25 protein-coding genes are annotated in these 22,646 nt (G+C 70.0%); 11 read left to right on the forward strand and 14 right to left on the reverse strand.

The genetic code is table 11. The features are described from left to right. Positions 1–32 precede the first annotated feature (32 nt). Genes ABF401_RS09340 through radA form a run of 3 tightly spaced genes read right to left on the reverse strand, consistent with a single transcriptional unit; the run spans position 33 to position 3,515 of the window. Positions 33–944 carry an iron-sulfur binding domain-containing protein gene (locus ABF401_RS09340; RefSeq protein WP_353509275.1) on the reverse strand — a complete coding sequence of 304 codons (912 nt, stop codon included), beginning with the start codon at positions 942–944 and terminating at the stop codon, positions 33–35. A 20-nt stretch (positions 945–964) separates the two neighbouring features. After that, on the reverse strand, positions 965–2,044 hold the full coding sequence (gene disA, locus ABF401_RS09345) for a DNA integrity scanning diadenylate cyclase DisA (RefSeq protein ID WP_353509276.1): 1,080 nt from the start codon (positions 2,042–2,044) through the stop codon (positions 965–967). A 55-nt stretch (positions 2,045–2,099) separates the two neighbouring features. After that, positions 2,100–3,515: a DNA repair protein RadA gene (gene radA / locus ABF401_RS09350; protein WP_353509277.1), complete on the reverse strand. Its 1,416-nt coding sequence runs from the start codon at positions 3,513–3,515 to the stop codon at positions 2,100–2,102. 88 nt (positions 3,516–3,603) lie between these two features. Between radA and ABF401_RS09355 the strand changes: the two genes are divergently transcribed. Continuing rightward, entirely contained in the window at positions 3,604–3,777 is a 174-nt protein-coding gene (locus ABF401_RS09355; protein ID WP_353509278.1) for a hypothetical protein, read from the forward strand. Between the two features lie 153 nt (positions 3,778–3,930). Then, the gene (locus tag ABF401_RS09360) at positions 3,931–4,260 is read left to right on the forward strand and encodes a histone-like nucleoid-structuring protein Lsr2 (RefSeq protein WP_353509279.1); all 330 of its coding nucleotides are present in this window, start codon (positions 3,931–3,933) and stop codon (positions 4,258–4,260) included. Between the two features lie 59 nt (positions 4,261–4,319). Here ABF401_RS09360 and ligD (ABF401_RS09365) read toward each other — a convergent pair whose 3' ends face one another. Both ligD (ABF401_RS09365) and ligD (ABF401_RS09370) read right to left on the reverse strand, forming a co-directional pair. Continuing rightward, on the reverse strand, positions 4,320–5,231 hold the full coding sequence (gene ligD / locus ABF401_RS09365) for a non-homologous end-joining DNA ligase (protein ID WP_353509280.1): 912 nt from the start codon (positions 5,229–5,231) through the stop codon (positions 4,320–4,322). Continuing rightward, the gene (gene ligD / locus ABF401_RS09370) at positions 5,231–6,181 is read right to left on the reverse strand and encodes a non-homologous end-joining DNA ligase (RefSeq protein ID WP_353509281.1); all 951 of its coding nucleotides are present in this window, start codon (positions 6,179–6,181) and stop codon (positions 5,231–5,233) included. The genes ligD (ABF401_RS09365) and ligD (ABF401_RS09370) overlap by 1 nt, the downstream gene beginning before the upstream one ends. An 18-nt stretch (positions 6,182–6,199) precedes the next feature. On the opposite strand from ligD (ABF401_RS09370), the gene ku reads away from it, so the two are divergent. The 3 genes from ku to ABF401_RS09385 all read left to right on the forward strand — a co-directional run bounded on the left by ku (position 6,200) and on the right by ABF401_RS09385 (position 9,256). Continuing rightward, entirely contained in the window at positions 6,200–7,150 is a 951-nt protein-coding gene (ku, locus tag ABF401_RS09375) for a non-homologous end joining protein Ku (protein WP_353509282.1), read from the forward strand. 69 nt (positions 7,151–7,219) lie between these two features. Further along, the gene (locus ABF401_RS09380) at positions 7,220–8,446 is read left to right on the forward strand and encodes an acetyl-CoA hydrolase/transferase family protein (protein WP_353509283.1); all 1,227 of its coding nucleotides are present in this window, start codon (positions 7,220–7,222) and stop codon (positions 8,444–8,446) included. 87 nt (positions 8,447–8,533) lie between these two features. Then, a complete protein-coding gene (locus tag ABF401_RS09385) occupies positions 8,534–9,256 on the forward strand; it encodes an SDR family oxidoreductase (RefSeq protein WP_353509284.1) in 723 nt (240 codons plus the stop codon). 18 nt (positions 9,257–9,274) lie between these two features. Here ABF401_RS09385 and ABF401_RS09390 read toward each other — a convergent pair whose 3' ends face one another. From ABF401_RS09390 to ABF401_RS09405, 4 genes are all read right to left on the reverse strand, one after another. Then, positions 9,275–10,081 (reverse strand): sugar phosphate isomerase/epimerase family protein, encoded by an 807-nt coding sequence (locus tag ABF401_RS09390; RefSeq protein WP_502908211.1) that lies wholly within the window; start codon positions 10,079–10,081, stop codon positions 9,275–9,277. Between the two features lie 60 nt (positions 10,082–10,141). After that, positions 10,142–11,095 carry a Ppx/GppA family phosphatase gene (locus ABF401_RS09395; RefSeq protein ID WP_353509286.1) on the reverse strand — a complete coding sequence of 318 codons (954 nt, stop codon included), beginning with the start codon at positions 11,093–11,095 and terminating at the stop codon, positions 10,142–10,144. Positions 11,096–11,185: 90 nt separating this feature from the next. Next, the gene (locus ABF401_RS09400) at positions 11,186–11,920 is read right to left on the reverse strand and encodes an ABC transporter permease (protein WP_353509287.1); all 735 of its coding nucleotides are present in this window, start codon (positions 11,918–11,920) and stop codon (positions 11,186–11,188) included. Beyond that, positions 11,917–12,681, reverse strand: coding sequence for an ABC transporter ATP-binding protein (locus ABF401_RS09405; RefSeq protein WP_353509288.1), 765 nt, complete (start codon positions 12,679–12,681; stop codon positions 11,917–11,919). Before ABF401_RS09405 ends, ABF401_RS09400 begins: the two co-directional genes overlap by 4 nt. A 38-nt stretch (positions 12,682–12,719) precedes the next feature. Here ABF401_RS09405 and ABF401_RS09410 point away from each other — a divergent pair, with 38 nt between their 5' ends. Together ABF401_RS09410 and ABF401_RS09415 are read left to right on the forward strand one after the other, a co-directional pair. After that, positions 12,720–13,535 carry a DUF3109 family protein gene (locus ABF401_RS09410; protein WP_353509289.1) on the forward strand — a complete coding sequence of 272 codons (816 nt, stop codon included), beginning with the start codon at positions 12,720–12,722 and terminating at the stop codon, positions 13,533–13,535. Next, positions 13,532–14,221: a class I SAM-dependent methyltransferase gene (locus ABF401_RS09415; RefSeq protein WP_353509290.1), complete on the forward strand. Its 690-nt coding sequence runs from the start codon at positions 13,532–13,534 to the stop codon at positions 14,219–14,221. The genes ABF401_RS09410 and ABF401_RS09415 overlap by 4 nt, the downstream gene beginning before the upstream one ends. On the opposite strand, the gene ABF401_RS09420 is transcribed toward ABF401_RS09415, so the two are convergent. The 5 genes from ABF401_RS09420 to ABF401_RS09440 all read right to left on the reverse strand — a co-directional run bounded on the left by ABF401_RS09420 (position 14,215) and on the right by ABF401_RS09440 (position 19,206). Continuing rightward, positions 14,215–14,562, reverse strand: coding sequence for a DUF1622 domain-containing protein (locus tag ABF401_RS09420; RefSeq protein WP_353509291.1), 348 nt, complete (start codon positions 14,560–14,562; stop codon positions 14,215–14,217). The two genes, ABF401_RS09415 and ABF401_RS09420, sit on opposite strands and share 7 nt — an antisense overlap. 44 nt (positions 14,563–14,606) lie before the next feature. Further along, positions 14,607–15,476: a carboxylating nicotinate-nucleotide diphosphorylase gene (nadC, locus tag ABF401_RS09425; protein ID WP_353509292.1), complete on the reverse strand. Its 870-nt coding sequence runs from the start codon at positions 15,474–15,476 to the stop codon at positions 14,607–14,609. Continuing rightward, on the reverse strand, positions 15,460–17,208 hold the full coding sequence (locus tag ABF401_RS09430; protein WP_353509293.1) for an L-aspartate oxidase: 1,749 nt from the start codon (positions 17,206–17,208) through the stop codon (positions 15,460–15,462). The genes nadC and ABF401_RS09430 overlap by 17 nt, the downstream gene beginning before the upstream one ends. A 205-nt stretch (positions 17,209–17,413) precedes the next feature. Beyond that, positions 17,414–18,310: a pantoate--beta-alanine ligase gene (panC, locus tag ABF401_RS09435; RefSeq protein WP_353509294.1), complete on the reverse strand. Its 897-nt coding sequence runs from the start codon at positions 18,308–18,310 to the stop codon at positions 17,414–17,416. Further along, positions 18,307–19,206, reverse strand: a complete 900-nt coding sequence (locus ABF401_RS09440; protein WP_353509295.1) for a Rossmann-like and DUF2520 domain-containing protein — start codon at positions 19,204–19,206, stop codon at positions 18,307–18,309. Before ABF401_RS09440 ends, panC begins: the two co-directional genes overlap by 4 nt. A 32-nt stretch (positions 19,207–19,238) precedes the next feature. Between ABF401_RS09440 and ABF401_RS09445 the strand changes: the two genes are divergently transcribed. From ABF401_RS09445 to ABF401_RS09460, 4 genes are read left to right on the forward strand one after another with little or no spacing between them, the layout of a single operon-like run. Then, positions 19,239–20,201, forward strand: a complete 963-nt coding sequence (locus ABF401_RS09445) for an SAM-dependent methyltransferase (RefSeq protein WP_353509296.1) — start codon at positions 19,239–19,241, stop codon at positions 20,199–20,201. Between the two features lie 4 nt (positions 20,202–20,205). Further along, positions 20,206–20,748 carry a copper resistance CopC family protein gene (locus ABF401_RS09450; protein WP_353509297.1) on the forward strand — a complete coding sequence of 181 codons (543 nt, stop codon included), beginning with the start codon at positions 20,206–20,208 and terminating at the stop codon, positions 20,746–20,748. Between the two features lie 9 nt (positions 20,749–20,757). Beyond that, positions 20,758–21,363, forward strand: coding sequence for a class I SAM-dependent methyltransferase (locus ABF401_RS09455; protein WP_353509298.1), 606 nt, complete (start codon positions 20,758–20,760; stop codon positions 21,361–21,363). 52 nt (positions 21,364–21,415) lie between these two features. Then, positions 21,416–22,606, forward strand: coding sequence for an NADH-quinone oxidoreductase subunit D (locus tag ABF401_RS09460; RefSeq protein ID WP_353509299.1), 1,191 nt, complete (start codon positions 21,416–21,418; stop codon positions 22,604–22,606). The last annotated feature ends 40 nt before the right edge of the window (positions 22,607–22,646 follow it).

Raw genomic sequence — 22,646 nt, forward strand, 5'->3', positions numbered from 1 at the left:
CCCACCCTTCTGATCAACCCGTTGGGCAGTGCTCACGCTGGTAGACGAAAACGCCTGCGAGACAAAGGCTCAACGAGGCCATCCGCGACGAGCGAGTCAAGGCATCGCATGACCTGCACGACGTTGGGCCCGGCGTCTTCCAGTGCCGCGAGTGGAAGGGCCCGATGCTCATCGCGCAGTCGCCGGAGGATCTCACCGCGGACCTGGCGATCGGTGCCGTGCCAGGCCTGCCCGCGCCGCGGTGGCCCCTCGTGGGCCGGGCGGCCGGACACGTTCCAGGCACAGAGATCGGCGATGGGGCACTCCTCGCACCGAGGACCCCGGGCCACACAGACCAGAGCGCCGAGCTCCATGACAGCGACGTTCCAGATATTCGCCTCCTCGCGAGCCGCCCTCGCCGTGTGCCGCTGGGGAGGCATGGCACTCGTTGCCAGCTCCATCTCCCTCCGAGTCAGCGTCACGTGCGGAAACGCCTTGCCCTCCAAGGTTCGTGCGAGGACGCGTCGCACATTCGTGTCGACGACGACCTCCGGGATCCCGAACGCGAAACAGGCCACGGCGGCAGCGGTGTAGGCGCCGACGCCGGGCAGGTCTAGCAGCTCGGCGGGCGTCCGGGGCACAGCGCCACCATGCCGCTCGACGATGACCGTCGCCGCCTCGTGCAACCGGAGCGCACGGCGGGGGTAGCCAAGGCGCCCCCAGGCTCGCACGGCGTCACCGGGTGCGGCAGCGGCAAGCGCTCCGGGCGTGGGCCACCGCGTCATCCACGCGCGCCAGACCGGCTCGACCCGCGACAGCGGCGTCTGCTGTGCCATCACTTCGGACAGCAGGATTCCCCATGGGCTGCAGTCCGGGTCGCGCCATGGAAGGTCGCGACCTGCTTGGGCGTACCACCGATTGACGCGCTCACGCAGCACGTCGAGCGGCGCCGGGCCCAGCGGCATACGGAATCTCGTTCCTCGCGTCAGACGTAACGCTCGAGGATGGACGACTCAGCGAGACGAGACAGGCCTTCGCGGACAGCTCGGGCGCGGCCCTCGCCGACACCGTCGACGAGCATGAGGTCCTCGATGCCGGCAGCGAGCAGGCGCTGCAGCGACTCGAAGTGGGAGACGAGCCGTTCGACGATCGCCGTCGGCAGGCGGGGCACCTTGGTGAGCAGGCGATAGCCCTGCGGGCTCACCGGGGCGTCCAGGCTGTCCCCCACGATCATGAACCCCACCGCCCGGGCGTCGGTTCCGAGGTCGAGCAGCTCGACGGAGTTGAGCGACTCGAGATTCGCGAGCGCCTCGTCAGCGGTGAGTTCCGACCTGGTGGCGGGCAGGTAGTCGCGGATGACGAGCTCGCGGTCGTTGCCGAGGCCGCCGACGAGTTCCTCCAGCTGGAGCGCGAGCAGGCGGCCGTCCGTGCCCAGCTCGACGACGTAGTCCTGGATCTCGGCCGAGATGCGCCGGACCATCTCGAGGCGCTGGAGCACCGACGTGACGTCCCGGATCGTGACGAGGTCCTCGATCTCGAGCGCCGACAGCGTGCCGGTCACCTCGTCGAGTCTGGCCTTGTAGCGTTCGAGCGTCTGCAGTGCCTGGTCCGCGCGCGACAGTGTGGTCGGCGAACCCTCGACGACGTGGCGCAGGTTGCCGACGTAGAGCGCAACGACGCCCATCGACTGGCTCACCGAGATGACCGGGAAGCCGGTCTGCTTGGCGACTCGCTCGGCGGTCCGGTGGCGCGTGCCGGACTCGGACGTCTCGATGCTGGAGTCGGGCACGAGCTGGGTTGCGGCGCGGAGGATGCGGGTTCCATCACGGTCGAGGACGACCGCGCCGTCCATCTTGCACAGCTCGCGGACCCGGGTCGCCGAGAACTCGACATCGAGGGCGAAACCGCCGGTGCAGATCGACTCGACCACTCTGTCGTGGCCGAGCACGATGAGGGCGCCGGTGCGGCCGCGGAGAATCCGCTCGAGCCCATCGCGCAACTCAGTCCCAGGAGCGACCGCGGCGAGGGCCGCGCGCAGCAGCAGCTCGTCGTCGTTCCTGTCCATCACTTCCCATTCGGCTGAGGTCGGGGCTGCATCAAAGACATTGGTGGTCCGCAGTCTAAGCGGTGTCACGGGTCGTTGCGGGCGCTGTTCGTCGCATGGCGAGGCGGCGCATCGTCTCAATCGCCTCGGCGACGCTGGCGACCTCGATCACCTCGAGCCCGTCAGGCACCGGAGCATCGACTCGGCTGCCCGTCGGGACGACGGCGTGTCGGAACCCGAGTCGAGCGGCTTCGCCCAGGCGTCGGCCGATTCCCGTTGCCCTGCGGACCTCCCCGGCGAGTCCGACCTCGCCGAGGGCGATGGCGTCGACCGGCAGCGGCAGGTCGAGGACGGACGACGCGAGGGCACAGACCAGGGCAAGGTCCGCAGCCGGCTCCGTGACCCGTGCGCCCCCGACCGTGGCCGCGAAGATGTCGTGGGACCCGATCGGCGCGCCGGCTCGCTTGTCGAGAACGGCGATGACCATCGCGAGCCTCGAGGCGTCGAGGCCGCTCGACGTCCGTCGTGGCGACGGGAGCGTGGACGGGGCGACGAGGGCCTGGATCTCCGTGACGAGGGGACGGCGACCCTCGAGCGTGACCGTCACGCACGTGCCGGCCACTGCATGGTGGCGGTCCGACAGGAACAGGCCGCTCGGGTCGGCCAACCCCACGATGCCGGCCTCGGACAGGTCGAAGCACCCGACCTCGTCCGTCGGGCCGAACCGGTTCTTGACGGCCCGGACGAGGCGCAGACGCGAGTGCCGGTCGCCCTCGAACTGGACCACGACGTCGACGAGGTGCTCCAGAACTCGGGGGCCGGCGATCGAGCCGTCCTTGGTGACGTGACCGACCAACAGGACGGAGATGCCGCGCTCCTTGGCCGCCCGGATCAGACTCACGGCGACTTCGCGCACCTGGGACACGTTGCCTGCCTGTCCCTCCACCTCGGAGCTCGCGATCGTCTGCACGGAGTCGACGACGAGCAGCTGCGGGGCGCTCGCCTCGATGTGGCCGAGGACCGTGGCGAGATCGGTCTCGGCGGCGAGGTACAGGCTGTCGGCGAGGGCGTCGATGCGGCCAGCCCTCGCCCGGACCTGAGGGGCGGACTCCTCGCCACTGACGTAGAGGGTGGCTGCGCCCTGTCGCGCGGCCCGCGCCGCGACGTCGAGCAGCAACGTCGACTTGCCGACGCCCGGCTCGCCGGCGACGAGAACCACTCCCCCCGGGACCAGGCCGCCACCAAGGACGCGGTCGAACTCAGGGACTCCCGTCGGACGCGCGGCGGCCGTCCTCACGTCGATGTCCGCGATCGGCACTGCCGGTGAGACCACCGATACCGGGGCGGTGCGTGGCACGCTGGCGGCTCCAGCTTCCGAGACACTTCCCCAGACCTGGCACTGGCCGCACCGGCCCACCCACTTGGCCGTGGTCCATCCGCACTCGGCGCATCGGAAACGGGCAGAACGCCGAGTGGGCGACTTGGTGGCCATGGCCGTCACCGTAGAGGTGAGGGGCGACAATGCCCGAAGACAAGGCCGGTGAGACAGGCCGCGCACCGACCCGTGGGATCATGGAGACATGGAATCGGTCCTGCCCTACGTCCTCGCGCTCCTCCCGACGGTGGGTGTCGCCTGGCTCTTCTACGTCATCATCAAGAACATTCTCGAGGGCGACCGGCGTGAGCGAATTGCGCTGGCGAAGTGGGAGGCAGAGCGCAAGGCCGACGCGACCGGCAAATCCCGGGACGAATAGTAGAAGGTTGGACAATCCACAACTTCCCACAGTTTCTCCACAGCTTCCGCCCGGCGATTCCGCTGGATTGGCAGTTCCGTGTAAATTGGCGTCGACGCGAATACGAAGCATTCACGTCGCTCCCATTACCATCACAACAGCAGATGGAGAAACATGGCTCAGCGAGTCGAAGTCGTCCTGATCGACGATGTTGACGGCGGTCACGCCGACGAAACCGTCTCCTTCGCGCTCGACGGGGTGTCTTACGAGATCGACCTCAGCGACAAGAATGCGAAGAAAATGCGCGACGCCTTGGCGTCATGGACCGGACACGCGCGTCGCAGCGGCGGTGCGCGCGGCCGGCGCCGCTCCGCCGGTGCTCCCGCGCAGAAGCGAACCGACTTGGGATCGGTTCGGGAATGGGCTCGGGCCAACGGGTACCAGGTCTCCGACCGCGGCCGGATCTCGGCCGAGATCCAGGCCGCCTACGACAAGGCCCACTGATCATCGCCACCTGACCCCACCGAGGGGCCACCTTCCGACCGGAAGGTGGCCCCTCGCCATCAGGACTGGCGCGTCGCTATCTCCGCGGCGAGATCTCCCAATCGCTCGACCCGATCGAGGACTTCGTCCATCCGCAGCTGGCGGAGCTCCTCGCCCGCCGCACCGGCCTCGACCTCGGGCCAGCCGCGGGGCGCGGCGACAGTAGGAGTGTCCCGGCCGCGAAGCGAGTAAGGACAGATTGTCGTCTTTGCGGCAACGTTCTGACTCCAGTCGAGAAAGATCTTGCCGGGCCGCAGATCCTTGGCCATCTTCCAGACGACGAGATCCGGGTGCTTCTTGGTGAGCTCCTGCGCAAGCTGCTGCACGGTATCCCTGATCTCATCACTCGTGTGGGCAGTACCGGGCAACCCGGCATAGAGCTGCATACCCTTGCTGCCGCTCGTCACCGGCACCGAGGCCAGCCCGATCTCCGCGAGGCGGTCTCGCACGATGACGGCGACGACCGACACCTCGTGCAAACCGGTGCCCGGGCCGGGATCGAGATCAATGACGAGACGGTCAGGATTGAGCGGGACCGCCTCCCGACCGTCGCCGTCGAACCGCCATTGGGGCACGTGGAACTCGAGCGAGTTGAGATTGGCGAAGAACGTCAGGCCGGCGAGGTCGTCGATGAACGGAAAGACCGGATCGCGACCGGCCCGACGAATCCAGGCGGGCGTGCCGGCCGGCACATTCTTCTCGAAGAACTGCATGTCATGCGTGCCGTGCGGGTAGCGAATGCGGGTGACCGGCCGGTCGGCGAGGTGCGGCAGGATCACGGGCGCCATCCGGGCGTAGTAGTCGATCACCTCCGCCTTGGTCGTCCCGGCCGCTGGATACATCACCTTCTCGAGGCTGCTCAGCTTCATCCGCCGGCCCTCGACCTCCACGGTGACCTTCGGGCCGGCCTGCTGGCGTGCGGGTCCGGCCATCACTCGCCGCCCAGGATGAGGTCGTCGACGTCGTCCGGGGTCAGGTCCTCGCGCAGCCGCTTGAAAGCCGGCTGGCGAAGGCGGCCCTGGTGGCCGAGTCCGAGGGACTCGACGTCGGCCACGAGGACCGGGTCGACCCAACGGGCACCCAAGGCATCCTCCGGGGGAATCTCCGTCACGAAGGGTGATTCCGCGAGTTCGAGGGTCGACAGGCTGCGCCGCAACGAGTCACCAGCGCGACCGGCGAGGCCGGCCCCCACTCGGCCCAGGAAGCGAAGGCCTCCCGGCCCGGGCACCCCGACGAGTACTGCGCCGAGCCGGTCTTTCACCGTTCCGGTGGACTCGGGCCGCCACCCGCCGATGACCACGGACGTACTCCCCCGATGCGGCGACTTGAGCCAGTCGGGAGAGCGGACGCCGGGTCGGTAGATCGACCGGACCCGCTTGCTGACGATGCCCTCCAGACCCTGTTCGCGCGTCGCGGCATGGAGCAGCCCTCCGTCCTCGAAGGTCGGCGGGGTCTGCCACCGGGCCCCCTGCAGCTCGAGACGCTCGAGCGTGGCGCGGCGATCACGCCAGGCCCGGCCGAGGAGCTCGACGCCGTAGAGGCGGAGCAGGTCGAAGGTCATCAGCGTCACGGGACTGCGCTCGGCGAGCACCAGGGCGCGCCGCGCGTTGGTGACGTGAAACCGCTCGGCGAGCAGACCGAAGGACGGCTTGCCTGCGTCGAGGCAGACGATCTCGCCGTCGAGCAGCATGTCGGCGTATTCCGTGGCCAGGGGAAGGAGATCCGGAAAGGCGACCGTGACATCTCGCTCGGTGCGAGACGTCAACCGGATCGAGCCCTCGGTGACGTCCGCCAGCACCCGCATTCCGTCCCACTTCACCTCGTGCATCCACTCGTCGCCCGACGGGATGGCCGGTGCGGGCGTCGCGAGCATGGGGCGCATGGGTGCATTCTTGTTCTCATGCGAGCCATCTGGAAAGGCGCTGTGTCCTTCGGACTCGTCAACGTCCCGGTCCGTCTCTTCTCCGCGACCGAGAACCACGACGTGCAGTTCCGTCAGGTCCACGAGAAGGACGGAGGGCGCATCAGGTACCAACGGGTGTGCTCCATCGACGGCGAGGAAGTGCCCTACTCCGACATCGCGAAGGGCTATGAAACTGCGGACGGGCAGATGGTCGTCCTCTCCGATGAAGACCTGAAGACCCTGCCGTCACGCTCCTCCAAGGAGATCTCGATCGAGAAGTTCGTGCCGGCGGACCAGATCGACCCGCTCCTCTTCGACCGCTCGTACTACCTCGAGCCGGACAAGACAGGTCTCAAGCCATACGTCCTCCTGCGCGATGCGCTCGAGAAGGCGGACCGCATGGCCGTGGTCACCGTCTCGATCCGCACCCGGATGACCCTGGCCGTGCTGCGAGTGCGGGAGGGCGTCATCGTCCTGCAGACGCTGCTCTGGGCCGACGAGGTGCGCCAGCCGGAGTTCGAGTTCCTCTCCGAGGACACGCAGGCCACGGACAAGGAGCTGGCGATGGCGGCCTCGCTCGTCGACTCCCTGGCCGGGGACTACGAGCCGGACGAGTTCGAGGACGACTACTCCGAGGCGGTCGAGGCGCTCGTCGCGAGCAAGATCGAGGGCGGCGAGCTGAAGGAGGCGCCGTCGGCCCAGCCCGAGGAGACGGAGGTCGTCGACCTGCTCGCGGCCCTGCAGCGCAGCGTCGACAAGGCCAAGGCGGCCAAGTCCGGAGGCACGTCGACGAGCGAGATCCGCGAGGAGGCGGACACGGAGAAGCCGGCCGACACGGCCAAGCAGGCACCCGCCAAGAAGGCCGCTGCCAAGAAGGCTCCGGCCAAGAAGACGGGCGCGAAGAAGACGACCACCAAGAAGGCGGCGAGCAAGCGCAAGGCCAGCTGACCAGGACACGATGCCGTATGCCGCTGGGCTTGGTGCCGACGGCACGTGGCAGTCCGCAAGGATGGGCCCATGCAGACCGTGTCGGTTGAGGAGCTGAGCTCCAGGATCCAGTCACTGCCGCCGAATCCACGCGTTGTCGTCAGCGGCAACATGGCCATCCCGTGGGACGGCGTGAAGGTCATTGACCAAGCCCTGCCGGACTACATCCTCCACGCCCTCAACGCGCCGCCCGGTCTGCCCGAACGCGAGGGCGTGACCGTCGAGACCTGCTTCGTCGGGGCCGGAATGCGCCGTCATCCCGGGCTGAGGTATGTCCCGTCGCGGCTCTCCCTCGTGCCGCTCCTCTACTCGCGGACGCTCCTACCCGACGCGGTCCTCATCCACTGCGCACCCCCACGCCAGGGGCAGCTCAGTCTGGGCGTCGAGGTCAACGTCCTGCCGGCCGCGATCGAGGCCTGCCGCGCCCGAGGAGGTCTCGTCATCGCCCTGATCAACGACCGGATGCCCTACACCTACGGCGATGCACTGGTCCCGGTCGACCACGTCGATCTCGCCGTCGAGGTCGATGCACCGCTCGTCACGCACTCGGCCGGCACCCCGGACGACGACAGTGCGGCGATCGGCCAGCGGGTCGCCTCGATGGTCCTCGACGGCTCGACCATGCAGCTCGGCATCGGCGCCGTCCCCGATGCGACGCTCAACGCGATCATCGGCCGGAAGGACCTCCGGGTGTGGACCGAGATGTTCTCCGACGGCATCCTCGCGCTGGACGCCGCGGGCGCCCTCGACCGGGACCACCCACTCGTCACCTCGTTCGTCTTCGGCAGCCAGGACCTCTACGACTGGGTCGACGGCAACTCCTGGGTGCGCATGCTCCGCACCGAGAAGACGAACGACCCGGGCCTCATCGCCCAGCAGCGCCGGATGACCTCCGTGAACACCGCGCTGGAGGTGGACCTCTTCGGCCAGGCGAACGCGTCGCGGATCAACGCACGCATCCACTCGGGCTTCGGCGGGCAGACCGACTTCATCGTCGGTGCGCTGCACTCCCCCGGGGGGCAGTCCTTCATCGCCCTGCGCTCGTGGCACCCCAGGGCCGACGTGTCCACGATCGTGCCGCTCGTCGACGAGCCCGTGACCAGCTTCCAGCAGAGCGCCATCGTGACCGAGAACGGAGTCGCGCAGCTGTGGGGACGCGATGAGCGGGAGCAGTGCCGCGACCTCATCGACGAGTGTGCTCACGCACGCGTTCGTGAGGAGCTCTGGGAGGAGGCGGCAGGGCTCGGACTCGCCTGAGTCCCAATCACGCCCGGTTGCCGCCGTCGGGCCGGGGAGCGAGCCCAGCGGCATACGACATCGTGTTTGCGACGTAACCTGAGGCGCATGAGCACGCCCGAGCGCCCCGTCGCCGTGGTCACCGGGGCTACCCGCGGCATCGGCCGCGCCGTGGTCGAGGACCTCGCCGGCACCCATCACGTCGTCGTCTGTGGTCGGACGCCCGACTCGGTGAGGCGTGCGGTCACGGACCTGCCATCGGCCGAGGGCTTCGTCGCCGACCTCGCCGACTGCGGGCCGGGCGGAGCACTCGATCGGGCCCTCGCCGACCTCGTGGCGCGGCTCCCGCGCGTCGACGTCCTCGTGCACTCAGCGGGAGTCCTGCGGCGTGGCAGCGTCGCCGACGTGCCCATGTCGGACTGGGAGCTGTCCATGCGAGTGAATCTCGTTGCGGTTGCGGGGATCACGCGCGCGGTCCTGCCAGCGCTCCGTGCCGCTCAGGGCTGTGTGGTGCTGCTCAACTCCGGAGCCGGGCTCAATGCGACTGCCACCATGGGCCCGTACAGCGCCTCGAAGTTCGCCCTGCGTGCCTTCGCGGACAGCCTGCGCGACGAGGAACGAGCCAACGGCGTGCGGGTGACGTCCATCCACCCCGGCCGCGTCGACACCGACATGCAGCGCGAGATGATCGACTTCGAGGGAGCGCACTACCGGGCGGAGGAGTACCTGCGGATCGAGTCGGTCATCCGTGCGGTGCGCTTCGCGGTGACGGCCACTCCGGAGGCGTCCATCGACACGCTGACGGTGCGGCCGCGCGGCTTCCGACCGTGACGGGCGGACTGAGCTGGCTCAGATACGGCTGGCGCCACGCGTCGGCATGAGCGCGAACTGGGTGAAGGCCAGGGCCTCGATGAGCGCGGCCTCACGCTGGTCGGGGGCCATCTTGCGGGTCGCCACCTCGATGACCACGTCACCCGACCAGCCGGTGTCGACGAGGTGCTCGAGGACCGCGCTGCACGGCTGCGACCCCCGGCCGGGCACGAGATGCTCATCCTTGAACGACCCGAGACCGTCGGCCAGGTGGAGGTGCGCGAGGCGCGGCCCCAGCTCTCGGACCATGTGCAGGGCATCCGAGCCGGCCGTCGCCGTGTGGGACAGGTCCATGGTGACGTTGTCGTAGGGCTGGTCCACCGGGTCCCAGTGCGGGAGGTAGGCGAGCATCTCCCGCCGGGCCGTTCGCCACGGGAACATGTTCTCCACCGCGAGCCGGATCCCGGTGTCGTGCTCCCGCAGGGCCACACCATCGATGAAGGAGGCGGCGTAGTCCCGTTGCCACCGGAACGGCGGGTGGAGGACGACGGTGGATGCGCCGACCTCCAGGGCCAGCTCGATGGAGCGGTCGACCTTGTGCCACGGGTCGGTGCCCCACACGCGCTGGGTGAGAAGCAGCGTCGGCGCGTGGACCGAGGCGATGGGCAGCCCGTGGTGCTCGCTCAGCGCACGGAGGGCTCCGGGCTCCTGCGTCACCGGGTCCGTCCACACCATGACCTCCACGGCGTCGTAACCGAGACGCGCGGCCGTCGCGAAGGCGGTGGCCGCGTTGTCCGGGTACATCGCGGCCGTCGAGAGCCCGATGCGGATCGTCATGGGGTTCATTCTGGGGCACGACTCGGACCTAGGCCCGGAGAGGTCCGTGTGACGCGGGCGACGCGCGGCCTAGCCGGGCCGGTTCGCGACCTCGTCGGGGTCGAGCAGGTCGAGTCGCCGCAGGATCAGGCCCTCCCGGAGCGCCCAGGGACAGATGTCGAGCCGGTCGACATTGAGCAGATCCATCGCGGCCTCGGCGACGAGGGCGCCGGCGAGCATCTGGTGGGCGCGGGCCTCGGACACCCCTGGCAGCGCCGCGCGGGCCGCTGCGTCGAGCCCCTTGAGCTTGTCGACGATCGTCTCGAGGTCGGCGCGACGCAGCTCCCGCGGGACGAACGGGCCGCTCTCGCGTGGCGCCGCCCCGGCGATCCGGGCGAGCGAACGCATCGTCTTGGAGGTGCCGACCACCCGGTCCGGGCTGGGCGCCTTGAGCAGCGGCCGAACCTGTCGAGCGACGGTGGCTCGGATGTAGGAGCGGACGGCGCGCGACTCCTTCGCGGCTGGGGGGTCGCCGCGCATCCGCTCCCGGGTGAGGCGGCCGGCGCCGAGCGGCAGGCTGATCGCAACATCCGGGTCCTCGTCGATCCCGGAGGCGAGCTCCAGTGAGCCCCCGCCGATGTCGATGACGAGCAGCCGCCCGCTCGACCAGCCGAACCACCGGCGGGCGGCGAGGAACGTCACCCGGGACTCGTCGACCCCGCTCAGCACCTCGAGCAGGATGCCGGTCTGCTCCCGGACCTGCTCGATGACGGCGTCGCCGTTCGGCGACTCCCGCATCGCTGACGTGGCGAAAGCGAGCAGCTCCTCGACGCCCTGGTCCTCGGCGATCTCGAGGCACTCACGGAGGAACTCGACGAGCCGGACCGTCAGGTCGGCGGTGATGAGCCCGTCGGGAGTGAGGTGCTCGGACAGGCGCAGGTCGATCTTGTGGGAGAACGCCGGGAGCGGGTGGGCACCGGCGTGCGCGTCCACGACGAGGAGGTGGACGGTGTTGGACCCGATGTCGATGACGCCCAGTCGCACCCTTCGACCCTAGCCGGACTGGGTGAACATCCCTTGAACGGTCCGTGATCGGCAGGCCCCGACCCCGTCAGGGGATACGTGAGGGGTGCGTCAGGGGGTGCGCCGGCTCAACGTGAGGGAGGCGAGGGCGAGCGCGAGAACGATGAAGCCCGCGACGATCACCATCGACCAGACGCCGGCGCTCGTCACCTCGGCGTGGGCCGTCACCTCCTTCATCGCGTCGACCGCGTAGGACAGGGGCAGCACGTCGGACACGGCGCTGAGGAAGGCGGGGAGCTGGTCGCGGTCGACGAGCAGGCCGCAGAGCAGGAACTGCGGGATGATGAAGGCCGGCATGAACTGCACCGCCTGGAACTCGGTGCGGGCGAAGGCACTTGCGAGCAGCCCGAGCGAGGACCCGAGGACGGCGACCAGGACCGCGACGAGCACGAGCATCCACACCGGCCCGAGGACGTCGAGGTCGCACACCCAGATCGAGAAGGACGTCGCGAGGAGCGCCTGGACGATGGCCAGCGCGCCAAAGGCCCCGGCATAGCCCAGCATGAAGTCGGCCTTGCCCATTCGGGTGGTGAGGAGCCGTTCCAGGGTCCCGGACTGGCGCTCTCGGAGAGTAGCCACCGACGTCACGACGAACATGACGACGAGCGGGAAGATGCCAAGGAGCGCAGGGCCGATCGCGTCGAAGACCGGGGTGTTGTTGTAGATCCAGGCGAGCAGCCCGATCGCGACCATGGGCACGCCCATGATGAGCGCGATCGTGCGGTGGTCCGTGCGGATCTGTCGCAGCGCCCGCCCGGTCGTGGCAAAGGTCAGCCCCGGGTTCATCGGTTCACCTCTCCATCGGCGGCTCTACCGGTCGCCTCGACGAGGGCGAGGAAGGCGGCGTCCGCGTCGGCCTCTCCGGTGCGCTCGAGCAGCTCGGCCGGCGTCAGGTCGGCCAGCACCCGACCGTCGCGCAGGAGGATGAGCCGGTCGCAGCGGGTGGCCTCGTCCATGACGTGGCTCGACACGATGAGGGAGCACCCTTGGTCGACGAGGTCATGGAAGTGGTCCCACAGGTCGCGGCGCAGGATGGGGTCGAGGCCCACGGTCGGCTCATCGAGCACGAGCAGGCTCGGGCGGCCGACGAGGGCGCAGGCGAGCGAGACGCGGGACTCCTGGCCCCCCGAGAGGTTCCGGACGAGGGCGCCGGCGTGGTCCTCCAGGTCGACCTCGGACACGGTGGCGTCGACCGCCTTGCGCAGGTCCCGCCCGGTGAGCCCGACGGCCCGCCCGAAGTAGGCAATGTTCTCCCTGACCGTCAGGTCCTGGTACACACTGAGCGACTGCGCCACGTACCCGACCTGGTCGCGCAGGGCTCGGCTGCCGGCCGCATGGCCGAGGACCGTCACGGTGCCGGACTCGATGACCTGGACGCCGACGATGGCCCGCATCAGCGTCGACTTGCCCGACCCCGAGGGCCCGAGCAGGCCGATGACCTGGCGAGCGGGGATCTCGAGAGACAGCTGAGGCAGCACCCGACGCCTGCCCCGCACGACGGTGAGGTCACGGATGAGAACCGCGGGACTCGCATCGCCCAAGGACATGACCCGAATCTACGGGTCCGGCGACGTAAAGTGTGCCGGTGGCAGAAGCACCTCTCGATCTCCCCCGCGTCTGGGTCGAGTTCACCGACCCCGACAACGCAGGGCAGCGCTTCCGGTGTGACCTCACCTGGCTGACGAGCAACTGGACCTGCATCTTCGGGGCCGGGTGCAAGGGCATCTATGCGGATCGCCCGGACGACGGCTGCTGCACCCTCGGTGCACACTTCACCGACGACGACGACCTCCGCCGGGTGTCCGCCGTCGTGGCCGAGCTCGGCGAGGACGAGTGGCAGTACCGGGACGTCGGCACCGCGACCGGTCGTCGGAGGGACTGGACCGAGAAGGAGGACGGGGCACGCAAGACGCGGGTCGTCGACGGCGCGTGCATCTTCCTCAACCGGCCCGGCTTCCCGGCGGGAGCCGGCTGTGCCCTGCACCAGCATGCGCTGCTGACCGGCGCCCAGCCCCACACCGCCAAGCCGGACGTCTGCTGGCAGCTGCCGATCAGGCGCAGCTTCCGGACCGTCGAGCTGCCCGACGACACGAGCTATCTCGAGGTGACGATCACCGAGTACGACAGGCGGGGCTGGGGGCCTGGGGGCCACGACCTCGACTGGTACTGCTCCGGCAACCCCGAGGCGCACGTCGGCCGGGAGCCGGTCTACCGCTCCCTGGCGCCGGAGCTCATCGAGCTGATGGGTCGGGCAGGCTACGAGGAGCTGGCGATTCGCGCGGAGGCGCACGTCGCGCAGGTGCGGGCTGTCCGGGCGCGCGGCGCCCACAAGCTGCTGCCGCTCATCGTGCACCCGGCGACGATCGCCGCGACGCCCAGGTCCCGGCGGTCCACGGCGTGACCGACATCATCGCCTCCCCCAACATCTGGGCCACACCTGACGTCTACGAGATCGAGAACCAGGGCGTCGACCGGGCCGGCGTCATCGAGTCGGCGATGCGCGAGATCCAGGACTGGGCGGGACGAGACGTCGTTGACATCGGTTGTGGGACGGGGTTCCACCTGCCGAGGTTCGCTCGGACGGCGCGCTCGGTCGTCGGCGTGGAGCCCCATCCACCGCTGGCTTCCCTTGCGGCACAACGCGTTGCCCGTATGCCGCAGTGCTCGGTTCGCGAGGAAGGTGCAGCCAGGATCGGGGTTGCGGATGGGTCCTTCGACGTGGCCCACGCGCGGTGGGCCTACTTCTTCGGGCCGGGATGCGAGCCCGGGCTGCTCGAGCTCAGCCGGATCATGCGGCCCGGAGGCGTGGCCTTCGTCATCGACAACGACGCGACCAGATCGACGTTCGGGTCGTGGTTCCGCAGGGCCCTGCCCTCCTACGACCCCCGGGCGGTCGAGCGGTTCTGGCGGCGCCAGGGCTGGTCACGCGAGCGCCTCGACATCCGTTGGGACTTCGACTCGCGCGAGGACTTCGAGGCGGTGGTCCGGATCGAGTTCGCCCCCGACCACGCCGACCTCATCCTGGCGGAGCACCCGGACCGGTCCGGAGTCGACTACGCCGTCAACCTCTGGTGGCAGCGCTACTGAGTCTCCGGTTCCTTCTGCCAGGGCCAACGGCCGGTGATCTCCAGCTCGAGCGAGAAGCTGAGGAAGGTGCGGATGGCCACGATGAGGGCGAGGACGAGGACGTTCTCGAGAGTGGGCGTCACGGCGACGGTCCGGATGATGTCCGCTGCCACGAGCAGCTCGAGGCCAAGTAGGATCGAACGCCCGAGCTGCTGGCGGAACTGGCGGTAGATGCCGGGCTGGTGCCGTGCGGCGCCCATGAGGGCTCGCACTGCGGCGAGGAGCGCACCGACCACCATGGCGGCCACGCCTGCGGTGTCGATCACCTTGCCCACCAGATCGATTGCCTCGTTGAACTGCACTCGTGCTCCCTCCTGATGCCGTTGTCGAGACGGTGGACCTGGACTCAGCCGACCAGGTCGAGGGCGATGTCGATGATCGGCGAGCTGTGCGTCAGGCCCCCGACCGAGACGTAGTCGACGCCAGTCGCCGCATGGTCGGCCACGACGTCCAGCGTCATCCCGCCCGTGGCCTCGATCTCGACCGGCTCGCCCAGGCCCCGGAGGAGCTCCACCGTCTCGCGCAGTACCGGCACGGTCATGTTGTCGCACATGATGAAGCGGGCGCCTGCGTCGTAGGCCTCGTGGGCCTCGGCGGGCGTCTCCACCTCGACCTGGATCGCGACGTCGGGGAACTTCTCGTGGACGAGGCGGTAGGCCTCGGCCACGGACCCGGCCGCGATCTTGTGGTTGTCCTTGATCATGGCGACGTCGTAGAGGCCGAGGCGCTTGTTCGTGCCCCCGCCAGCACGGACGGCGTACTTCTCCAGCAGCCGCATCCCCGGTGTCGTCTTCCGGGTGTCGAGCACCATCGTGCCGGTGCCCTCGAGGGCATCGGCCCAGCGCCTGGTGTGGCTCGCCACTCCAGAGAGCCGGCTGAGGATGTTGAGGATCGTCCGCTCCGCCATGAGGATCACTCGCGTGGGCCCCTCCACGCGCGCGATGACGTCGCCCCGCTCGATACGCGTGCCATCGACCCGCACCACGTCGACCTTGGGCACCGCGGCAGTGACGAGCCCGGCGACCGACTCGAGCGTGATGGCGATGACCGGTCCGCCTGCGACGACGCCGGGGCCGCGGGCGACGATCTCGCCGACCCGGACCTGGTCCTCGGGGATCGTCGCCAGCGTCGTCACGTCTCGGCCATCGGGTCCGAGGTCCTCGCGCAAGGCGGCTGCCACCAGCTCTCGTGCGGCCTGGTCAGGGAAGTCGTTCATGGTGCTCCTCGGTGCGATGCAGGCCATCGAGATCCAACCCGTTGAGGTTCTCGGGCGGTACGGGATCGGTTGCGGTGACGAGTTGTCCGTCACCGCCGCGGCGGATCACCGTGTGGTGCAGGAAGTTCTCATCGTCGCGGTCCGGAAAGTCCTCGCGCACATGCCCTCCGCGAGTCTCTTCCCGGAGCAGCGCGGCCAGCGTCAGGGCCCGCCCGACGTGCAGGAGGTTCGTCGTCTCCCAGCTCTTCGGTCCGCCCTTCTTGCCGTCGTCAGCGGCCGCGAGCTCACCCAGCCGGGCTGCGGTTGCCGCGAGCGACGTGGCGGACCGCACGGATCCGGCGCCGGCCGTCATCGCGCGCTGCACTGCGACCCGGCGCTTGCCGCGAATCAGGGCGGGGTGGCCGGTCTCGTCGGTCTCCACCTCAACTGGCACGGGGTCGGGCAGCTCGCCTTCAGCAAGGCGCCGCGTCAGGTCGTCGGCGATCCGCCTGGCGAACACGAGGCCCTCGAGCAACGAGTTGCTCGCGAGGCGGTTGGCGCCGTGGACGCCGGTGCAGGACGTCTCGCCGCACGCGTAGAGCCCCTCGAGGCTGGTGCGCCCGCGCAGATCGGTTCGCACGCCTCCGCTGGCGTAGTGCTGGGCCGGTGCCACGGGCAGCAGCTCCGTCGCGGGGTCGAAGCCCAGCTCGCGGCACCGCTCGACGATGGACGGGAACCGCTGTTCGAGGAAGTCGGCACCGAGGTGCCGGCAGTCGAGGTACACGTGGTCGGTGCCCGTCTCGCGCATCCGCGCGATGATGGCGCGCGCGACGATGTCGCGTGGCGCCAGGTCGGCCAACGGGTGCTTGCCCTCCATGAACCGGACCCCCTCGGCGTCGACGAGGAACGCCCCTTCGCCCCGCACCGCCTCGGAGATGAGCGGCTGCTGGCCGGACGACCCTTCACCGAGGTAGAGCACGGTCGGGTGGAACTGGACGAACTCGAGATCGGCCAGTTCGGCGCCAGCCCGCAAGGCGGCCGCCATCCCGTCGCCCGTGGCCACCGCCGGATTGGTGGTCGAGGCGTAGATCTGCCCGAGCCCGCCCGTCGCGAGCACCACGGCGCGGGCGTGCGCGGCCCCCACCCCGTCGACCTGGCCCTCGCCGATGACGTGGAGGGTCACCCCGCAGACACCGCCGTCGGTGTTCGAGAGCAGGTCGATGACGAGGGCGTGCTCGATGATCTCGATGCCCGGATCGTCCCGGACCCGGTCGAGCGCCGCGATGAGCGCGCGGCTGATCTCACGTCCCGTGGCGTCGCCCCCGGCGTGCAGGATCCGGTCGCGGTGGTGCCCGCCCTCACGGGTCAGCGAGATCTTGCCGCTCTCCCCCCGGTCGAAGTCCGCACCGATGGCGATGAGGTCCCAGACCGCGTCGGTGCCCTCGTTGACCAGCGTGCGCACCGCCTCGACATCGCAGAGGCCGACCCCGGCGACCAGCGTGTCGTGGATGTGCTCCTCCGGGCTGTCGTCGGGCGACATCACCGCGGCGATTCCGCCCTGGGCCCACGCCGTCGAGCCCTCGTCGAGCACGGTCTTGGTGACGAGCAGCACCCGGGCGACGCGACGCCTGAGGCGAAGCGCCGTCGTCAGGCCGGCGATGCCCGACCCGACCACGATGACGTCGGCCGTGGCTGTCCAGCCGGGCGCTGCCGCGCGGAGGCGCCGTGGGATGGCGATGCCGCTCGCGCTCATCCCCGCCCCCTCTCGTGGTGCGTCACGCCCCATACCGTATGCCGCTGAGCTGGCTCCCGCTCGCACCATCGCTCCACGGCCTTCCGCCCTCCACGACCGCAACACACCGAACAGTCGCCAAGCTCAGGCGGAAATAACCGCCGCGGCTTGCCCGGTGCTCGGTGTGTTGCGGACGGAGGCTCGGGGAGGCCACGGGCCGGGGTTCCTATCCGTCGAGGCGATCGGCCGAGAAGATCTCGAGCGCACCGCCCCCCGGACCCACGAGGACCGGCACGTTGTCGATGAGGCGCGTCGTGCCGACCCTGGCGGCAACGGCGAGCAACGCCTCGCCGCGGAACCACTCCGGGACGTCGTCGAGCGTCTCGGGGTGGACGAGGACGAGGTAGTCGGCGAGCACGAGCGGCTCGCGGACGAGCACCGCGCGGGCGGCTCGCCGGATCGCGGAGGGCCCCTCGGTGGCGGCAGCGGCGCCGGCGGCCAGTGCCGCGGACAGCGTGAGGGCGATCTCCCGGTCCGACTGGGTGAGGTACGTGTTGCGACTCGACATGGCCAGCCCGTCGGCCTCGCGCACTGTCGGGACCGCGACGACGCGAACCGGGAAGTCGAGGTCGCGCACCATCCTGCGGATGAGCACCAGCTGCTGGGCGTCCTTCTGGCCGAAGTAGGCCGACGTGCACCGGGTGAGGTGCATGAGCTTGCCCACCACCGTGAGCATGCCGTCGAAGTGCCCGGGCCGGGCCTGCCCCTCGAGGACGTCGCCGAGGGGCCCGGCCGAGATGCGCACGCCCGGGTCACCGTCGGGGTAGATGACGTCGGGCGTCGGCGCGAAGACGAGGTCGACCCCGGCCTCGGTGCAGATGGCCAGGTCTGCGTCGAACGTCCGGGGATAGCGGGACAGGTCCTCCTTGGGCCCGAACTGGAGCGGATTGAGGAAGATCGTGACGACGACGTGCGCGTGGGTCTGCCGGGCCCGGTGGATCAGGGTGGCATGCCCGTCGTGCAGGGCACCCATCGTCATGACCACGGCGACATCGCCATCGTCGAGAGCGGCGCGCGCCTCGCACAGCTCCTCCCGTGTGCGAGCGACAGTCACAACAGTCACGAGTTGTCCTCCTCGTCGGCGAGCAGTTCGAGCAGGGCGTCCGCAGCGGACGCCTTGAGGCGCCCGCTCAGGAGGGCCCGCTGCGCGGTGGCCCGGGCGAGCGCGAGGTAGGTGGGCCGGATGTCTGGGGCCACCTCGCTGAGCAGCGCGACGTGTGCGGCAACGGTACCGGCGTCTCCTCGCGCGACCGGGCCGGTCAGTGCAGCGTCACCCTGCTGGAGGGTGTTGGCGAGCGCAGCGGACAGGAGCGGCTCGAGGACCCGGGACGGATCCTCGATGCCCGCATGACGGAGCAGCTCCATGGCCTGGCTCACGAGGGTGACGAGGTGGTTCGCGCCGTGCGCAAGAGCGGCGTGGTAGGCGAGCCGCTCCTCCTCCGCGATCCAGACCGGGTCGCCGCCCATCTCGATGACGAGGGCCTCGGCGAGGGGCCGCGCCATGTCCACCGTCGTCACGCCGAAGCAGCAGTCCTGCAGTCGCTCGAGATCGACGTCCGTCCCGGTGAAGGTCATCGCCGGATGGAGGGCGAGCGGCACGACGTCGCTGTCGATGGCGGACTCGAAGACCGAGATGCCGCAGGCCCCGGACGTGTGCAGGACGAGCTGGCCGGCGGTGAACGTTCCCGTCGTCGCCAACCCGGTGACGAGCTCGGCCAGCACGTCGTCCGGGACGGCCAGTACGACGAGATGGGCGCCGCTGACGACGTCGGGGATGGGTTTGACCGGCACACCGGGAAGGAGCGCGGCTGCCCGCTCGCGGCTGGCCTCGCTCACCGCCGAGACTCCGGTGACGTGGTGGCCGGCACGGGCCAGTGCGGCGCCCAGCACGGCGCCGACGCGGCCCGCCCCGACGATGCCGACGTCGAACCGCGCGGGACGCTCGTGCGGGTTGCTCATCAAGGGCACGGTATCGCCTACAGTCCGTCCTCGTGGATCCCATCACGTGGCGCGAGGCCTGGCACACGGCGCTGTATGCCGCTGGGCTGGGTTTCTACGTCACGCGCGGTGGGCCTTCGGCGCACTTCACGACGGCGACGCACGGGGTCACCGGGGCGGTCCTCGCCGACGCGCTCCTGCGCCTCTGGGGTCGGTCGCACGAGGAGCCGCCGAAGGTCGTCGTCGACCTCGGCGCCGGGCGGGGCGAGCTGCTCACCCACCTCCGCTCGGTCGAGAGCGCAGTCGGAGTGGATGTCGTCGACCGGCCCGAGGGCCTGGACCCGCGCATCGGGTGGATCCGGTCACCCGGGGGCGCCCTCCTGCCTCACGAGCTCGACGGACTGGAGGACGCACTCGTCATCGCGCACGAGTGGCTCGACGTCGTCCCCTGCACGATCGCCGAGGTCGACGACCGCGGACGGCTTCGCGAGGTCCTCGTCGATCCGGCAACCGGCGAGGAGCAGCTCGGCGACGACGTCAACCAGCAGGATGCGGAATGGGCCGCCGCACAGTGGCCTGACGCCGGACCGGGCGAGCGGGTCGAGGTCGGGCGGACCCGGGACGCGGCCTGGGCCGATCTCGTCAGCCGGGTCGACTCCGGCCTCCTCGTCGCCATCGACTACGGGCACCTCAGGACGAACCGCCCCCGCGCCGGCAGCCTCACGGCATACCGTGCGGGTACCCTCGTGACCCCGGTGCCGGATGGCAGCTGCGACCTCACCGCCCACGTGGCCATGGACTCCCTCGACGCCGACGAGCTCCTGCGCCAGCGAGCGGTGCTGCGCGGGCTCGGTGCCCGCGCCATCGGCCCCGAGCACGCCCGGGCCAGCGATGATCCCATCGCCTACCTCCGCGCACTCGAGCGCGCCTCGGCCGAGGCAGAGCTGATCCGTCCCGGCGGGTTCGGTGACTTCTGGTGGGCGGTGAAGCACATCAGGCCCTCCGACGTACCCTGAGGCCATGCGTCGCCTGGCCCTCCTCCTCCTCACCTTCTGCTTCACGCTCGCCCTGCCCGCAACGGCACACGCCCACGACGTGCTCGAGAAGACGACCCCGGCGGACGGCACCACCGTCACACACCTCCCCGCCGACGTCTCCCTCGTCTTCAGCGAGCAGCCGCTCGAGATCGGCCTGCAGGTCGTCGTCACGGGACCCACGGGCAACGTGGCCGAGGGCCTCGCGACGATCCAGGGACGCGAGGTCCGCCAGGCCATCTCGTCTGCCGCCCCCGCCGGCCAGTACACGGTGGCCTACCGGGTGACCTCGGACGACGGCCACCCGGTCAGCGGCTCGTTCGGCTTCTTCGCCATGACCGGGCTCGACGGGTCGACGGCGACGGCCGGACCCTCGGTGCCGGCACCCGAGGCGGACGACCCAGCGGTGGAGAGCGCCAAGGAGTCGCAGTTCGTGCCCGTGGTCCTGACGGCGGCGGGGACCCTCATCGCCATCGGACTCTTCGTCTACGTCCTGATGAAGAGCCGTCGCCGGACCCCGACGGCCTGAGGCGGACCGATGGTCGAGCCCAGCAAGTGGATGCAGATGGTCGAGGCCAACCCGGCGCACTCGACCTGGTTCGTCAAGCGCTTCCGCGACATGGCGGCAGCTGGCCAGGACCTTGACGGAGAGGCCCGACTCGTCGACGCCATGGCGCCCCGTCGGTCGCGCATCCTCGACGCCGGCTGCGGCTCGGGCCGGCTCGGAGGGGCGCTGGCCCGCGCGGGGCACGAGGTCGTCGGGGTCGACGTCGACCCGGTGCTCATCGAGGCTGCCATCGAGGACCACCAGGGACCGCAGTGGCTCGTCGGTGACCTCGCCGAGCTGGACCTCGCGGCCCAGGGCGTGGCCGCCGACTTCGAGGTCATCGTGGCCGCCGGCAACGTCATGCCGTTCCTTGCGCCGAGCACCCGACGCACGGTGCTCCAGCGCCTGCGCAGCCATGTCGCCGAGCGCGGCCGGATCGTCGTCGGCTTCGGTGCCGGACGCGGCTACGACTTCGGCGACTTCCTCGATGACGCCCGAGCTTCCGGCCTCGAGCCCGACCTGCTCCTCGCCGGCTGGGACCTCCGGCCGTTCCGCAGCGACTCCGACTTCCTCGTGGCGATCCTCCGTCCGGCCTGAGCCCCCTGAGCCCATCGCGCCGCCCCGGTCCCCGACGGCATAGTCTCGACCCATGACCGAGACGACCACGTCGCCCCGCTCCTCGCGCCAGCGCGCCCTGACCGTGGGTGTCGGTGCCGGGGGCCTCGCGACGGCCGACATGGTCCTCAACATCGGGCCCCAGCACCCGGCGACGCACGGGGTGCTCCGGCTGCGGATCGTCGTCGACGGCGAGCGCATCGTCAGCGCCGAGCCGATCATCGGCTACATGCACCGGGGAGCGGAGAAGCTCTTCGAGGTCCGCGACTACCGCCAGATCATCGTCCTGGCCAACCGGCACGACTGGCTCAGCGCCTTCTCCAACGAGCTCGGCGTGGTCCTCGGCGTCGAGCACATGCTCGGCATGGAGGTTCCCGAGCGGGCGGTCTGGGCGCGCACGGCGCTGGCTGAGCTCAACCGGGTGCTCAACCACCTCATGTTCCTCGGGAGCTATCCGCTCGAGCTCGGGGCGATCACCCCCGTCTTCTACGCCTTCCGCGAGCGCGAGGAGCTCCAGGCTGTGCTCGAGGAGGTCTCGGGCGGCCGGATGCACTACATGTTCAACCGGGTCGGTGGCCTCAAGGAGGACCTGCCGGCCGGCTGGATGGGACGGGTGGACAAGGCCATCGTCAACGTCCGCAAGCGGCTCCCGTCGCTCGAGCACCTCATCGTCGGCAACGAGATCCTCGAGGCGCGCACCCGCGGGGTCGGTGTGCTGCCTCGGGAGACAGCCCTTCGCTTCGGCGTCTCCGGTCCCATCGCCCGAGCGAGCGGGATCGACGTGGACCTGCGCCGGGACGCGCCCTATCTCGCCTACGGTGAGCTCTTCGTCAAGGGGGGCCCTGGGCACGTCGTGACCCGTCAGGAGGGTGACTGCCTCGCCCGCCTCGAGGTGCTGCTCGAGCAGACCCGCGTGAGCCTCGACCTGGCCGAGGCGTGCCTCGATCGGTTGATCCAGCTCAAGCCGGGGCCGATCAACGTCAGGCTGCCCAAGGTCCTCAAGGTGCCCGAGGGGCAGATCTACACCGCGACCGAGAATCCCCTCGGCTTCAACGGCTACTTCCTCGTCTCCCGGGGGGAGAAGACGCCGTGGCGGCTCAAGCTCCGCTCGGCGTCGTTCAACAATGTCTCCGTTCTCACGGAGATGCTGCCGGGGCAGCTGATCTCCGACATGGTGGCCATTCTCGGCTCGATGTTCTTCGTCGTCGGCGACGTCGACAAATGACATTCCGTATGCCGCCGGGCTCGCTCTCGCGCGCCGGTGC

Source organism: Intrasporangium sp., from assembly GCF_040414665.1.
Taxonomy (GTDB): domain Bacteria; phylum Actinomycetota; class Actinomycetes; order Actinomycetales; family Dermatophilaceae; genus Intrasporangium.